The organism is Leptospira ellinghausenii (genome assembly GCF_003114815.1).
Lineage (GTDB): Bacteria > Spirochaetota > Leptospiria > Leptospirales > Leptospiraceae > Leptospira_A > Leptospira_A ellinghausenii.
The window spans coordinates 732,264-746,872 of sequence record NZ_BFAZ01000009.1 but is presented as its reverse complement, the minus strand read 5'-3'; the positions used below and the strand labels follow the sequence as shown (position 1 = coordinate 746,872).

Here is a 14,609-nt window from a genome sequence, read left to right as displayed (position 1 = left end):
TAGAACAATTCTTATGAATTCTGATCTAAGGATTGTCTCATTAATTTGGCAATCGCTTTTTCATTTTCACCAGGCATTCTTTCAAGATTCTCAATTACTCTTAACCTTCGTTCCATTGAGTGGTTTTGGCTTAACTTCTTTTTTCCTTCCATTTCTGTGATTTGAATTCGAAACGGAACAATTCCTTTTTGTAATCCAATCAAATAATCCTTATCAACTTCACTTAGTTTATAACTGGAGTCATTGGATTCAAATGTCTGTACGAGAGTTTTTAAACTATTTTGGATTTCCAAAGGATCTTCCATATAAGTTAAAATCCCTTTGATATGAACTGTGGTATAATTCCATGTAGGAACAGAACGATTGGTTTCGTACCAAGAAGGTGAGATGTAAGAATGAGGACCAGGAAATATACAAAGGACCTCTTGGTTTAGAGAATGTTTCTGAGGGTTTGGTTTTGCAAAATGTCCAATCAGAAACTTTTGGTCTTCAGAAAGTAACAGAGGTAAATGAGTCGCTTCCATCTTCCCATCAACATTTGAGACAAGTATTCCAAATGCATTTTCTTTTACAAAATGAAGTATAGAAGAAGACTCCATGCGAAAATTTTCGGGAATGTACATCACAGTTTACCTCTGCAAAATATTTTGATTAATTTGATTTCCAGAAATAGGATAAAAATTCTGTTTCTTGGACAAATCCTTCTTTTTCATATAAAGATCTAGCATCTTTATTATGCATTGATGTTGATAATTCTAATCCTTTACCTTGGAAAAATTTTGTGAATGATTTTGCCTCATTGATCAACAGTTTGGCGATTCCTTGTTTTCTATTTTCAGACTTAACATATAAATCATTTAGAATATAAGATCGTTGCATTGAAATGGAGGAAAAAACTGGATACAATTGAGTGAACCCTAAAAAATTTCCAGTATTTGGTTCTTCTGCTAGTAATAGAACAGATTGTCCATGTTCCATTCGGTCTAGTAAATACCGTGAAGCACCTTCTAAGTTACTTTTTTGGCCATAGAACTGACGATATAAATCGAATAGTTCTGCGAGTTTGGAAATGTCTTGATAGTTAGCTTGTCTGATTTTCATATTTTAGTACCAATGTGAAACTAATCACTGATAAAATTGCAGTGATAGGTGTAGCCAGTAAAGTTTCTAAATTTGTAACGGCAACTAAATTCCCGATTGTATTCATAAAAAATACAGCGGAGATAAATCCGAATATGATACGGATCCAAATCGGAACCAAACCATTGTTCATGTATTGTAAATATAAATAACTACAATACACAAAAAAAACATTAGCTACCAAGGATATACTTTCCATCAAATACATCTCTTCAATCGACTGAAGTCTTCCTCCCCAAAGGTATTGGTAAGGAATCACTTGTAATAACGCAAAGATATGAAAGACTGAAGCCAAGGAGAAAATTACAAATAAGATTTTGCTTGTGATGGTTCTTGTTTTTTTAGATGGGTTCCACATTTCATTTTCCTAATGATTGTAAATAATAAACATAATCTATTTCTGGAGCGACACCACCTAAATGAGTGATGGCAGCTGTGATTTGTCCTCGATGGTGGGTTCTATGATTCATATTATGTTGAACAACATCACAATACAATAGTTCCGCTTCAAATCCTCGCATGGTTTTGTAATGAAAGGCATTTTGCCAGTTTGATTCGTCAAAATTTTGAATCCAAACATTCCATTTTTCAATGTGAATTTGGAGTTGTTCCTTTAAATTGTCTCTATTTGTTTCCAATTCTTCAGCGAGAGATTTTGGAACATAAACTTCACCAGAGAGTCTTGAGAACCAGACTCTTTCAACAACTAACAAGTGATTGAGTGTTCCATGGATTGACTTAAAGAACAAACCAAGATCTTTTCTGTATTCATCATCGGATAACTTCTCGATGGATTGGTAGAGAAGATTTGTAGCCCAAAGATGGTATTCATTGTTCCGAAGGACAAAATCTTTCATAAAGAAAGTTTTTTCCTTATTATTTTAGGAGACAATGAGAAATTTATATTTTGTTTCCTTTGATTGCGGATTCAACAACATTCCTATCAGTAAACAATAAAACTAACTGCGACTGTAGCGATGACCACTAACCAGGATGGTAATTTCCAAAACTCCAAAAGTAAAAACCCCACAACCACAAGGGCAAAGTCTTTTGGAGAATACACTGCGCTTGTCCATACTGGATTGTAAAAGGCTGCCAGTAAGATTCCCACAACGGATGCATTGATTCCTAACATAACCTTTCGGATCCATAAATTTTTTCTCAATTGTTCCCAAAAGGGTAAAGCTCCCACAATGAGTAAAAATGAAGGAAGGAATGCTGCCACCAAACAAATGATAGCTCCATACCATCCATTGGGTGATACTAAGGACACGGCTCCTAAATAACTACTAAAAGCAAATAGTGGTCCAGGGATCGCATTTGATAACCCATACCCTGCCATAAATAAATCATTACTCACCCATCCAGTTGGGACAACTTCCGCTTGTAATAAAGGGAGTACAACATGTCCTCCGCCAAACACAAGTGCTCCAGCGCGATAAAAGCTATCTAGATACTGAACCTCTGTTGTATTTGAAACATTTCGTAATAGGGGAAATAGGAATAGAAAAATAAAAAAGAGTGATAAAAATAGGAAGCCTATCAACTTTTTGCCAGTGTGGACCGGTTCGTGTGGTAATGTTTCATTTAATTTGAGAAAATAAACTCCAAACAGGCCAGAGAAAATAAGAAGTGAGATTTGTAATAGTGCTGAGCTAAAGAATAACAGTATGACGCTTGTTGTAATAGCAATTGTTAATCTCTCTTTATCAGGACAAAGTTTTTTTCCCATTCCTAGGATTGCTTGCGCTACTACAGCAACAGCAACTACTTTTAGACCATGTAACCAGTGTTTATGGTTTGAAACATCGATTGTCCCTAAACCTAGACCGAATAATACAAGTATCAAAAAGGAAGGTAACGTAAATCCAATCCAGGAAAGGATAGCACCCAAAAGTCCACCACGAGAAAGTCCGATTGCCATGCCCACTTGGCTACTGGCAGGTCCTGGTAAAAATTGGCATAAGGCTACTAAGTCAGCATATGCATGCGCACTGATCCATTTTTTTTTGGTCACGTATTCATCATGGAAGTAACTTAAATGGGCAATGGGACCACCAAACGAAGTACATCCGAGTTTGAGCGCAGTGAAAAAAATTTGTAATAGTTTCATCTTTATCCTATTTTATTTTGTTTCCATTTAACTAAGAATTTCACCAATCAATTCTTTGAGTTTTATTTTTGCAGAAGTAAGTTCTTTTTTACCTTTTGGTGTGATACGATAGAACTTACGTTTTACCTTACCCAATTGTTCAATGCGAGAACGAATGAGTCCTTTTTCTTCTAAGTGTTTTAAAAGTGGATACAAAGAACCGGGACTAATTTTATAACCATGTTCTCGCAATTCTTCCATCATCCAAACACCGTAAATTTCTTCCTTTAAACAGTGGTGTAAAATATGAATTTTGATAAAACTGGAAAAAAATTCATTGATTCGCATTCAAAATCAAATTACGATATCGTAAATTGATAGTCCAATGAAAAAATTTTCCCTTTTGGAGAGAATGAATCCAATTTGAGATTGTTAAAAAGAGGAGTGGGGCGCCTCGAAATGGTTTTGTATTCAAAACGAATTTTAGACCGACCGAGCCTTCCGTTCCAATCTTTCCGTTCCGGAAAGGATTTCCACTACAGTCGCTGGCGCTAAGAGGTTGGATTGGAATTAAAAGAAAATTTACTTCTTTATAAACATCTTTCTTTGTGCTGGTGTTAAGGAACTTAATTCCCAGTTGGGAAAGTGATTCCATTTCTCTACCATATCTTTTGATTCAGGAAAATTCGTAAAAAGGATATCAAACGAAAATCGATTTTTCCCATATTCACCTTTGTGTAATAGATGAGCAGAAAAAACGAATAGATCGCCTGGATCATGAGGGATGAGAATTGCATTTTGGATTTGTTCATCATTTTGATGATTTCCGAGTTCTAATCGAATGTTTCTTTCTTCTTCTGTATCCCATCGAATGTGAGAGCCTGGGACAATCCAAATTCCAGGATCTTCTTCTAATGGAATGCGAAAGTGCCAAACGGAATCTTTTAGGATTCTTTTTTTTTGTTCTTCCTCTGGGATCCCTAAGTATTGAAGATCACGATGCCAATAAGGGCGTTTGTCAAAATTGACTGGATTAAAAAAAATCTGTGTATTTAGAAAATAAAAATCGGAAGGGAATAGAATCTTACATATTTCTAAAATTTCCTTCGATGTGATAAATTGAAACAGGTGGTTTCTCTCTTTTTCATTCGGTAAAAATTTTGATGATGTAAGGTAAGCACTATTAATCGCATTGGGATTGGAATTATGTTTCCTCCATTCACCATTAGCCTTATCAAGGATACCTTTGATTTGCTCTATAGTATCTTTTGGAAAAAAATCCTTTAAGAGAAAGTAACCATTTTCTTTTATTTCTAATTTTAATTCCGAGTTTGTTTCCAAAAGAAAATTCCTCCTTCACACTTCTTTTTCCATATAATGATGAGATGGAATCTTACCTTCCCAACCTTTTGGATGCCTGGTTTCTTGGATGACAAATCCTAATTTTTGATAGAGGCCAATCGCGGAAGGATTTTCTGCAGAAACATCTAAAGCGATTGTTTTGTATCCAGGATTTTTGTGGATCATAAACTCGATGAGTTGTTTTGCGATCCCTTGGTTTCGATGTGATTCTAAAACAGCGATATGACCTAAATACAAACATTTTGATTTAGGTGGTTGGATGACTGTTTCTGTTTTTAAACCACGTGCCATTACCTTTGGTGCTTTCCATTTGTACAATAAAATAATTTGAAGTGCAGTTCCAGACGTTAAAGCTAAAAAACTTGGTTGTGTGTATTGTAAGATGGATCCAACCACTTGCCCCTCTTTTTCAGCGACAAAGTGATTTGTATACGAGATGGTGTTTCCTCTTTTTGGATAAGCGGAATTTAAAAAATCAAATGCAGTTAGGTTACCTTCTTGGAATACAAAATTCCATGCAAGTGGTCCAGAGGAATGGATGAGAGGGACGATATGATTGTTATCTTCTGGTTTAGCATTGCGGATGGTAACTGGATTTGGAGTCTCTTGGGAAGGCATAATTGAAGTTGTAATGGTTTTTGGCTTGTATAGACAACGAAAATTTATTGGATTCGAATGGGTGCGCCCCGGATTGTAGCGGAAATCCTTTGTGTAAACAAAGATTGGAGCGTAAAGCCGGAGATGTGCGCCCCAAAATTTGTATAACAATTTTAAAAACTATAGGAAGCAAACACATTGAACAGTTCTCGAGTTGCCAATTGTGGCCCATTTAAGTTTTGATGGAATGGCCTTCCGTATTCGAATCCAAATCGAATGCCAGATAACATTCCTTTGGTGAAAAGGAAATTGATTCCAATATACCAATCACTCCTCATGCCACCTTGTCTATATGGATCGTTTTGAGGATCCATTTTGGGATCAAGTGTAGCATCTAACCCTTGTAAATTGAGCCATCTTTGTTTTGCCACTCGAAGGGAAAAAGACATCGTATCAAATAGTAGATAGGAAATCCAACTTGAGATTTCATAACGATTTCCGAACTTGTAATTGTTATCATTTTTTCCCATACGCAAATTTGCCTGTGATAAAACTCCCCAAGAAAATCGGTCATATTGTCCGTTGTAGGAAAGTTGTGGCAATAGATTGTAAGTTCCTGTTCCTAGTTGCATATTGTAAGGAACTTTTTGTTTTCCCATCATTGGCATATTATCTCGTTCATCAATAGATCCGGTGGGTAAAGACATCCCCATTCCTGTAAAAAAGTTTTGATGGTCTGTTTTGATAAGCCTGTAGGCGATACTCACACTAACGTCACCGATACCTGCTGAACTCATGGGAGCGCGATCAAAATTACTTGATAACATCGTCATTCGATTTTTGACAACGGGCACCATGAACATAATCATCCATCTGTCTGAGATAGATGTCATAACACTTGCCATATTCATTTCCATCACCATATCTGTTGGCACAGACATATAATTATATTTGTTCTGTGATAATATGGGAATCGTTGTTCCAATAGGTGAACTTGTAATCAAACTTCCTGTTGGCATTGCTACCGTTGGATCTGTATAAGGAAAATACATTGTACCTAAATCAGATAAACCTTTCGTTCCAGATTGTAACCCCCACATCTTCATTCCCATATAGCGATAATCGATCATCCATTTGCCTTTTTCATGGATGTGTGGGTTCATGATTCCTGCAGGTCCAACCATATCAGCACGTTTGTGAGAATGATGATCACCATTTCCATATTCGTCGTGATGGGAATGGTCTTCTTCTTCGTTCTCAACTCTGTTCGTGAATTGATGCTCCTCAGTTTCCTCTTCCGTGACACTTGAAGGTTTTGGAATCGGATCTTTTGTTAAAGATCGATTTTTGATTGAGGTAACATTTGGCGAAGATGTTTCAACTGGAACTTTCATTTCAATTTCAAAACCATCATTAAAAACTAATCGTAAAGGAATCATTTCTTTTAATTTGAGAGGAGATTTGATTCCAAATACCATGATGTGAAATCCTTGGGATGATAACGTGATAGTTGTTTTTTTGGGAATTGGAATTTCAATGACTGGGACCATCTTTTTCCCATATTCAGTTTTTTGCATGTCATACAATTCAACGCGATTTGCGACATCAGAAATGGATTTGATTAGTTTTACATCTTTATTTGAAACATTGGATATCGTAAGATAAATTGCAGAATTTGATCCATTCGTATACTTTAAATAAGCATTGGTGACAGTTAACTCTTTTGCCATGAGTGGCGAATAAATTAGAATTGATATGATGATGAAAGTTTTTATAAGTTTCATAAAATTACATTTTCCTTTTCCAAAAAAGTCACACTAACGAATATCTTCCGTTAGTGTGACGAGTGTTTGGAGAGCGGTTTACATTTCTGTATTGGAAACGATGGATCCAATTGTAAATGAAGTGATTGTCGCTCCATTTAATACAAATCCTAATGAGTTTCCGCCAGTATAAGTGGGAACATTCATCATTTGCATGATAGGGTAATAAGACATGGATCCTCTTTCTGTAGATGTCAATTCGACACATGGTTTATTAAATCCATTGAGAAATCGAGAACCACCAGAAGTGTATTGGAAATCTAAACAATAAGTGTAGGTTGTTCCAACACTTGGAATGGGGGCAGAAACAGAACCTCCTTTTCCCGTATTCCCATAAACACCTGCTGCATTTTTATATTGTGTTTGTGCACCAGCAAGCAAACGATATGTGGGACCTGATGTCGGTGAGCCACTTCCATAGGCAATCACATCAATTGAACTTGATGCTGAATTCAGTGAGAATGTTACTTCAATATTGGTTCCTCCTTTGTTCGTCGCCAACATCACATCTGTCGTTGTTGATAAAACAGAGTTCGATGAAGATCCTGTTGCCCCTTTTGTGATACCTGTTTGGGTTAGGCCCAAATTGGCAAAACCAACATCATTACAATCTGATATATTATACTTTACTCTTGTTTTACTCTCTACTTGGGTCAGGTTACTAGGAATTGCTTGTGATTGTGAGATTCCACAATTTGGATTTAGGTTAGATGCAGCTAGAAGAGACAAAAGGTTCGTTGTTTCGATACCTGATTTGTCTGAAGTGAGACTACATTGAATGAAGGATAAACTGATGAGAAAAATTCGAATTGTTTTTGAGAACATAAAATTACCTTACTAAATTGATCCAAGGTTCCATTAGTTATGGATTCCAAGTGACTTGTTTTACATTCAGCCATGAATTGAGTGAATGAATGACTCAGATTGAACTAAGTCAATAGTCTAGGTGGTTTGTCTGGAAGGTGGCTATAACCGAGAGGTAAGTTTTGAGAGATGGAAGTTTTGATAGGAAGTAAATCGAATAAAATGCGGTTTTGAAATTTGATAGAATTCACATAACTCGGATTCATTGATTGGGATTGAATGATTTTTGTGGCCATTTTTTTCTTCGAGCACGTGCACGTATGAACGCTGGAAGTTTTTTTCAAATGACAGGTCATTCTTGTTTTAGGAGTGGATCCTGAAGCATGGTGTACTTCCGACTCAGAGTTATGGTTACAATGACAAACCATTGACAATTGGTACAATGATTGTGCGAAAAGTCCTGATTCCAAAAAAAGGATTTTTCCTAAAAATGGAACCAAGACTAACATCGTAATGATTGTGATCCAACATTTCCTCATGGTTGGACTTAGTTTGCATTAAAAAAACAAATCCTTCCATGATCTAAATCAAGATTCTAAAAATTTAGGAAGTTAGAATGAGATCTTTTCTAAAAATTTCTTTTTTGAAACCTTAAATAAGAGATAAAGAGAGGAATACTCACCCAGAATGAAAGGAATAATATGGCGATCGAAAGAACTCCTGCCATTCCTAAAGTTTTGAGTAAAATAGCTCCAGAAAAACCAAGTAAGGCTGCCGCACTGGTTTGCAATAAGATGAAAATTCTGACTAAATCAATTGGGTTTAGTAAGATGATGATGAGTGATGGAATTTCAATTGGATAGTCTCCAAGATACAAACTGAACATAAACACGATAGCATCAAAGAAGATAAAGAAATAAAGCCAGACTAACAAAGAAATGGTGAGTACGATTTCACCTCTTCTGATAAATGACGAGGTTAAAAAAGCAAGTGCTACAAAAATGTTAGTTAAAAAGATTCCAAAAATCAATAGTTCCAAAAATAAAAAAAGAAATTTCGCATCACTCAGAAATAAAAAGAAACCAGGGATTCCGAGTCCAAGTAAAAGACCGATGGATAAGGAAGTTGTAATTCCAAAAAATTTTCCAAAGAATAAGGACTTACGTGTCACAGATTTTGACAGTAACACTTCGGAAAATGGCATCGATTCTAAGAATGTCATTCCAGAGAAGGTAATGGAATACAGTGGAATCACAATAAGAGTTAAGTTCATCGTGCTCACAAGTAATCTGATGCCATTTTGGTCGCCAAAAAAACTCAATACTAACATTACAAAGGCTAAGAGTCCGGAATAAATAAATATCCATTTGCTTCGGATGTTCTCTTTGATTTCGAAAAGTAATATTTCTTTCATACTTTTGTTTTGTATTCCTCATTCCAGAAATGCATCAAAGCTTCGTCCATTGTCACTTTGTTGTTTTTTTCTAGGAAATTTTTAGGTGTATCATCAATTAATATCGATCCCTCAGATAATAATAGAAATCGATCTGCTAATTCTTGTAATTCGGATAGAATATGGGTGGAAAATAATACAAGTGATCCTTGTTTTTTTTGTTCGATCAAAAGATTTTTTAATAAATGTGAAATGTACGGATCCAGACTTGCAGTTGGTTCATCAATCACATATAAGTCTTTTTGTATTGAAAAACATTGTAAGATACTGATTTTTTGTTTGGTTCCACCTGAGAGGTTTCCGATTTTTTTCTCTTCATGGTGTTTTAAATCAAGTAAATTGAATAATTTGTCAAATCTCGATTCATCAACTGATTCTAATTTCTTAAAAAATGAAATGAGTTCATTCACTTTGATATTCGTTGGGAATCGAGGAGTTTGTGGCATATAACCGATTGTATACGAATTTTCTTCTTTCCCATTAAATTGTATGGAACCTTTATTCGGACGGACGAGTCCAAGTATACCTTTTATGAGAGAACTTTTTCCAGAACCATTTGGACCAATGATGGATACAATGTTTCTAGATTCTACGGAAAAGTTTACATCTTTCACTGCAAATGAATTAGCTCCGTAACTGATAGATAAATTATTCACTGTTATCATATTCTAACCTTCATTCTTGGTTGTTTGTCTTCAAACTCAATAGGTGTTACAATGGGAAATGCTTTTTCGATCCCTTGCAAGAATAAGACAACAGGTGATTCATACAGAATCATGAGAAAAGGATAAACGGCAATCCAATAACCAAAGAAGTGTATTGTTTTATGAGGAACATCTCCATATTGGTCTAAATTTAAATCATATCCTTCATAGTGATCCCAATAGTTATTTAGAAATACATTGGTTGTTGATTTTGTATTCGTACTAATATCAAAAACATTTTGAATGAAATTATTATCTTGAATTTTGTTATGATCAGTATTGCCTAAAATTTTGATTCCCCATCCGTTATCGATGAAATTGTTTTTTAGGAATTCTATTTTTGTAATGCCATCTGCAAATATTGCAATCGTATTACCTTGGAATAAATTTTCTGATAATACACTTTCTGTTATATCTTTCAACAAAATTCCATTCGAACTTTCACCCCAATTCTCGATAAATTGGTTTTTTTCCATTAGAATTCTTTTGCTATACATCACTGCAACACCAGCGGAATTGTTTTTGAAAATATTATTAGTAAAATGATTTTCACTGGAGAACATAAAATGCATTCCATATCTGATATTTTCTTTTGATTCATTGTTCTCAATTTTTAGATGTTCAGAAAATTCTAGATAAATTCCATCTCTATGTTTTTGTAAGTGATTTCCAATAATTTGATTGTTGTGAGATGACCACAAATGAATTCCATTTCCTCCCAAAACTTCGTTTTCTGCATTTCCAATAGAAGAACTATTTAGAATGAGACACTCAGATGATTCAGAAAGGTAAAAACCATACACATTGTCTTCTAATTCCAAATTTTCGAAATAACAATGTTTTACTTTTTCTGCATACACACCTGCATATTCAGCTAAATCTGAGATTCCACTTCCAATTATCTTTAAATTTTGAATTTTAACAAAATCATGATAAATACCAAACACATGTTTTTCTTTTAAACCATCAATGATGACACCTGGTTCACCACTTATGGAAATTGATTTTGCGATGGGAATGAATCCTTCCTTGTAAAGACCTTTTTTGATTTGGATTGTATCTCCTTCACTCGCAATTTGAATTGCTTGTTTGAGAGAGGATATTTGGCAAGTTTTGCAAACTGTGATATTTTTTCCAATGATGGAAGTTGGAAATAAATGAATGAAAAAGATTGTTAGAATCGCAAAAATGGATTTCAATTGGTTTGGTATCTTACTTGAGAATAAGTCATACCCATTAATTTTGAAAAGGTATTGCGTCATCATGAGATTTAAAAGCGGCTAATCCCCCGCCCATGGGAGATCGAATTTTATTGGTTTGGATGATGATTGCGGTTTCTTTCGGTAAAAATTCGTTTGATTGTAAATAATTTGAAACATATATATGTTTTGGTTTAATTTGTTTTTGGTTTATAAATTGATCTGCACATTCTATTGCATCAAAATGATATCGTTTGCCTTTATAAGTGATGACTTGTGTATGAAATCTCATATCAACGATGGACATGGAACAATGGTCACATTTTTTTTCTCCTACAGTGAGAGATTCTGGTTTTACCTCCCCACAGTTGCATAGAACAACTGTGAGTACGAAAAAAATGAGTTTCTGATGATTAAACCACATTTGATTTTTTCCTTCTTTTTTCATCCCATACGATATATACAAGTAAGACGAGACTAGAAGCCAAAATCATACCACCATAAGAAGGATAACTACAAGCAGTGATATTTAACATCACTTTACAACCAAGAAGTGGAGGTTGGTATGCCATTCCTTCAATGATGATAGGAGCATCTGGATTTAAGTTGTGTCCATAATTGTACTCCCATCTCCAAAAATCAAACAAACCAACGAGCCCAACGATGACTAGATTGATAATACCAAGAATTGCCATTCCGACTTTCGGAACTAATTCTGTGATAAAGGCGCCAATAATCAAATATGCTAATACATAAGGCATAAAAAGAAGTTCAGGGATTGATTCTGAAATGATTTCTTTCATACCGATGTAGTGATTTAACAAATTGATATTCTTTAAATCATACGGAGTTGCGCCAGTGATTTGATTGATCCATATTTGCATTCCAAGTCCCTCAGGGTATTGAGGTGCTGAAATAGAGATAGCCCAGATTGGGATAAAATAGACCAACACGAGGAATAAACCGACCCCTAAGATTAGGAGTCGGTTTTTTTTACTTAACGTTTGGAAAAGTAAATCTTTCATATTGTTCACGGACTTACACGGATGTATTGTTGCATCTCTTGGTGTAGAGCAGAACAAAAATCAGTGCAATAGAAAGGATAAATTCCAGGTTTAAGAGCTACCCATTTGAATGTTCTAGTTTCACCTGGCATGATTAGTAAGTTAGTCATGTTAGGTGCTCCACCGATTGCGAAACCATGAGGGATATCATAGTCTTGTTCCAAGTTAGTAACATGGAAATACAATGTTTCTCCAGTCCTTGCTTCAATGATATCTGGTTTGAAGTGAGATCTGATGGCAGTCATGTAAATGTGAGTAGTGTTACCTAGTTTTACAATCCTTGCATCATTTTCACTTTTTGTCGCATAAGGGTGTTTGTTCTCTTCCAATGGAAATAACTTAGCCGTTTTATCCATGATGAGTTTTGCTGGAATCATTTGAGAATAATGTGGTTCACCTACTGTTGGAAAATCTGAAAGTAACTCTGCTTTTCCAGAAGAGATATCATAAAGTTGCGCACTTTGTGGTAACTCCATACCAACTGGTAAATATCGATCTTTTGTGATTTTGTTCATCGCAATTAGATATTTACCATAAGGTTCAGTTGAACTTCCACCAACGATTGATAAGTGACCAACGCTGTAATAAGCTGGTAAGTGTTGGACTACTTCCCATGTTCCGAGTTTCCATTTCACAACTTCCGAACTCACAAAACAAGAAGTGTATGCATAACCTTGGCCATCAAATTCTGTATGGAGCGGACCAAGACATGGTTTTTGTACTTCACCAGCAAGTGTTGATTCATACTTAAGAACTGGAATTCCTTCAATTTCAGTTGAGTGATGTTCTTTTTTATCTTTCACTTCAATCATTTTACTGAATGAGTGAACTGGAATTACAGAAGCCAATTTACCTCCACCAACAATGTATTCTCCAGTTGAGTCAACATCGGTTCCATGTGGGCTTTTTGGAGTTGGCATGTAGTACATCATACCAGGACAATCCTTAGGATTCAACATCTTGACTCCACTTAACTTTGTTGAGACGGCAGGTTTGTTTTCTTCTTTAAAGTTGTTAACGTATTCACCACCAAAGTTGTAAGTTTTACCTTGGTCTTTACATTCTTTTGCACGAACCCAGTTGAACGCTAAGATAAAATCTTTATCTTTTTTAGAAGCACCAACTTCTAACATTTTATGTGCTTGTTCAGAGTTATAACTACTGAAAAAACACCAGTCATGAGATTTCTTTTTTCCACAATGGGAAAGGTCATAATCGAAACCAGGAACTAACACTTGCAATTCGATTGATAGTCTTCCTGTGTTTTTGTCTACTTTGACCATAGTGACAGTTCCTTTGAACCCACCTTTGGAAAAACTATCTATAGAAACATTACTTTGTGGAACAGGAACAGAAAACCGTGTTGCTGCCATTAAGTATTCTGTGTTCTCAGTTGCAAAAGGTGACGCATGGTTACCAGCAGTGTTAGGAATTTCCAAAATTTCTTTTGTTTCAAAAGACTTTAGATCAATCCTTGCAAGTCTTGGAGTGTTGTTTGCATTTAAGAACATCCAACGTCCATCTTGTTTTCCATCTGTCATCGAAGCTTCAACGTGATGGCTATCATCCCAAGGAACATATCCATGAGTTGTTTTTAACATGTCTTTGGTTTCTTCGTCAAAACCGTAACCATTTTCTGGAAATACAGAGAACACGGGAATGATTTTGAAAAGTCTAGCTGATGGAATTCCATACACAGACATCTGGCCACTAAATCCACCAGATAAAAAGGCATATACTTCATCCTTTTCTCCTGGAGCTACATACACTCTAGATGCTGCATCAGAAGCTAATGTGGCTGTTGCAGCTCCCTTTTTACAATTTGGTAAAAAAGCAAAAAGGGCAATTCCTAGTGTAACAACAATTATGTTTGATTTTTTTAACATATAGTTACCTATTTTAAATCCATTTTACGGAAGTATTCGAGTATCTCTCTCGCTTCTTCCTCTTTCACATTTTGGAATGTCATTTGTACGAGGTGTTCAGCAAGTAACTCTTGTCCAATTGGATCTTTTTGAGTCATTTCCATTGGGTTTAGAATCATATTCATGATCCATTCAGGAGTTCTTCTTTGTGTAACACCTTGAAGAGCTGGGCCTACGACCTTTTCTTCAAATTTATGACATGCTGAACACTTTGCTTCAAATTGTTTTTTCCCTCTATCAGCCATTGATTGGTCAAGTGCACCAATACTGACTGAAGATACGGGACCAATTCCCTTTGAACCAGCGTTAGATGCAGGTGTTTCTTCTGATTTCTCTCCTCCACAAGCGAAAATTGTTAAAAACGATATAAGACCCATTGTGATTCCGATTTTTAGTCGAATGGATCCTTCTTTTGATTTGTATCGATTCATTGTTAATGCTCCTTT

At 35.4% G+C, this 14,609-nt stretch carries 18 protein-coding genes; all 18 read right to left on the bottom strand.

From position 1 onward, the window contains the following. Nucleotides 1-11: 11 nt before the first annotated feature. Nucleotides 12-623 (bottom strand): FMN-binding negative transcriptional regulator, encoded by a 612-nt coding sequence (locus tag DI076_RS12015; protein ID WP_108960078.1) that lies wholly within the window; start codon nt 621-623, stop codon nt 12-14. Nucleotides 624-651: 28 nt separating this feature from the next. Then, nucleotides 652-1,101, bottom strand: coding sequence for a GNAT family N-acetyltransferase (locus DI076_RS12010; protein ID WP_108960077.1), 450 nt, complete (start codon nt 1,099-1,101; stop codon nt 652-654). Next, nucleotides 1,082-1,498, bottom strand: a complete 417-nt coding sequence (locus DI076_RS12005; protein ID WP_108960076.1) for a hypothetical protein — start codon at nt 1,496-1,498, stop codon at nt 1,082-1,084. The genes DI076_RS12010 and DI076_RS12005 overlap by 20 nt, the downstream gene beginning before the upstream one ends. Before the next feature lies 1 nt (nt 1,499). Further along, the gene (locus DI076_RS12000; RefSeq protein ID WP_108960075.1) at nt 1,500-1,997 is read right to left on the bottom strand and encodes a DinB family protein; all 498 of its coding nucleotides are present in this window, start codon (nt 1,995-1,997) and stop codon (nt 1,500-1,502) included. A gap of 86 nt (nt 1,998-2,083) precedes the next feature. Further along, nucleotides 2,084-3,253 (bottom strand): chromate efflux transporter, encoded by a 1,170-nt coding sequence (chrA, locus tag DI076_RS11995; RefSeq protein ID WP_108960074.1) that lies wholly within the window; start codon nt 3,251-3,253, stop codon nt 2,084-2,086. 27 nt (nt 3,254-3,280) lie between these two features. Beyond that, nucleotides 3,281-3,580, bottom strand: a complete 300-nt coding sequence (locus DI076_RS11990; RefSeq protein ID WP_108960073.1) for a PadR family transcriptional regulator — start codon at nt 3,578-3,580, stop codon at nt 3,281-3,283. Between the two features lie 234 nt (nt 3,581-3,814). Then, nucleotides 3,815-4,573, bottom strand: coding sequence for a phytanoyl-CoA dioxygenase family protein (locus DI076_RS11985; RefSeq protein ID WP_245918406.1), 759 nt, complete (start codon nt 4,571-4,573; stop codon nt 3,815-3,817). Between the two features lie 15 nt (nt 4,574-4,588). Next, the gene (locus tag DI076_RS11980; protein ID WP_108960072.1) at nt 4,589-5,212 is read right to left on the bottom strand and encodes a GNAT family N-acetyltransferase; all 624 of its coding nucleotides are present in this window, start codon (nt 5,210-5,212) and stop codon (nt 4,589-4,591) included. Nucleotides 5,213-5,364: 152 nt separating this feature from the next. After that, nucleotides 5,365-6,975, bottom strand: coding sequence for a copper chaperone PCu(A)C domain-containing protein (locus tag DI076_RS11975; RefSeq protein WP_108960071.1), 1,611 nt, complete (start codon nt 6,973-6,975; stop codon nt 5,365-5,367). 78 nt (nt 6,976-7,053) lie between these two features. Further along, complete coding sequence (locus tag DI076_RS11970; protein WP_108960070.1) at nt 7,054-7,839, bottom strand: hypothetical protein; 786 nt, start codon at nt 7,837-7,839, stop codon at nt 7,054-7,056. 104 nt (nt 7,840-7,943) lie between these two features. Next, on the bottom strand, nt 7,944-8,327 hold the full coding sequence (locus DI076_RS20530) for an LIC_11090 family protein (RefSeq protein WP_439957313.1): 384 nt from the start codon (nt 8,325-8,327) through the stop codon (nt 7,944-7,946). Between the two features lie 119 nt (nt 8,328-8,446). Continuing rightward, entirely contained in the window at nt 8,447-9,232 is a 786-nt protein-coding gene (locus tag DI076_RS11960) for an ABC transporter permease (RefSeq protein ID WP_108960068.1), read from the bottom strand. Beyond that, the gene (locus DI076_RS11955) at nt 9,229-9,936 is read right to left on the bottom strand and encodes an ABC transporter ATP-binding protein (protein ID WP_108960067.1); all 708 of its coding nucleotides are present in this window, start codon (nt 9,934-9,936) and stop codon (nt 9,229-9,231) included. The genes DI076_RS11960 and DI076_RS11955 overlap by 4 nt, the downstream gene beginning before the upstream one ends. Then, nucleotides 9,933-11,237: a nitrous oxide reductase family maturation protein NosD gene (locus tag DI076_RS11950; RefSeq protein WP_108960066.1), complete on the bottom strand. Its 1,305-nt coding sequence runs from the start codon at nt 11,235-11,237 to the stop codon at nt 9,933-9,935. The genes DI076_RS11955 and DI076_RS11950 overlap by 4 nt, the downstream gene beginning before the upstream one ends. Beyond that, nucleotides 11,212-11,598, bottom strand: coding sequence for a nitrous oxide reductase accessory protein NosL (locus DI076_RS11945; RefSeq protein WP_108960065.1), 387 nt, complete (start codon nt 11,596-11,598; stop codon nt 11,212-11,214). Before DI076_RS11945 ends, DI076_RS11950 begins: the two co-directional genes overlap by 26 nt. Further along, nucleotides 11,588-12,199 (bottom strand): hypothetical protein, encoded by a 612-nt coding sequence (locus tag DI076_RS11940; RefSeq protein ID WP_108960064.1) that lies wholly within the window; start codon nt 12,197-12,199, stop codon nt 11,588-11,590. Before DI076_RS11940 ends, DI076_RS11945 begins: the two co-directional genes overlap by 11 nt. A gap of 5 nt (nt 12,200-12,204) precedes the next feature. Continuing rightward, nucleotides 12,205-14,124, bottom strand: a complete 1,920-nt coding sequence (gene nosZ / locus DI076_RS11935) for a Sec-dependent nitrous-oxide reductase (protein WP_108960063.1) — start codon at nt 14,122-14,124, stop codon at nt 12,205-12,207. A gap of 8 nt (nt 14,125-14,132) precedes the next feature. Further along, nucleotides 14,133-14,594, bottom strand: a complete 462-nt coding sequence (locus DI076_RS11930) for a c-type cytochrome (protein ID WP_108960945.1) — start codon at nt 14,592-14,594, stop codon at nt 14,133-14,135. Nucleotides 14,595-14,609: the final 15 nt, after the last annotated feature.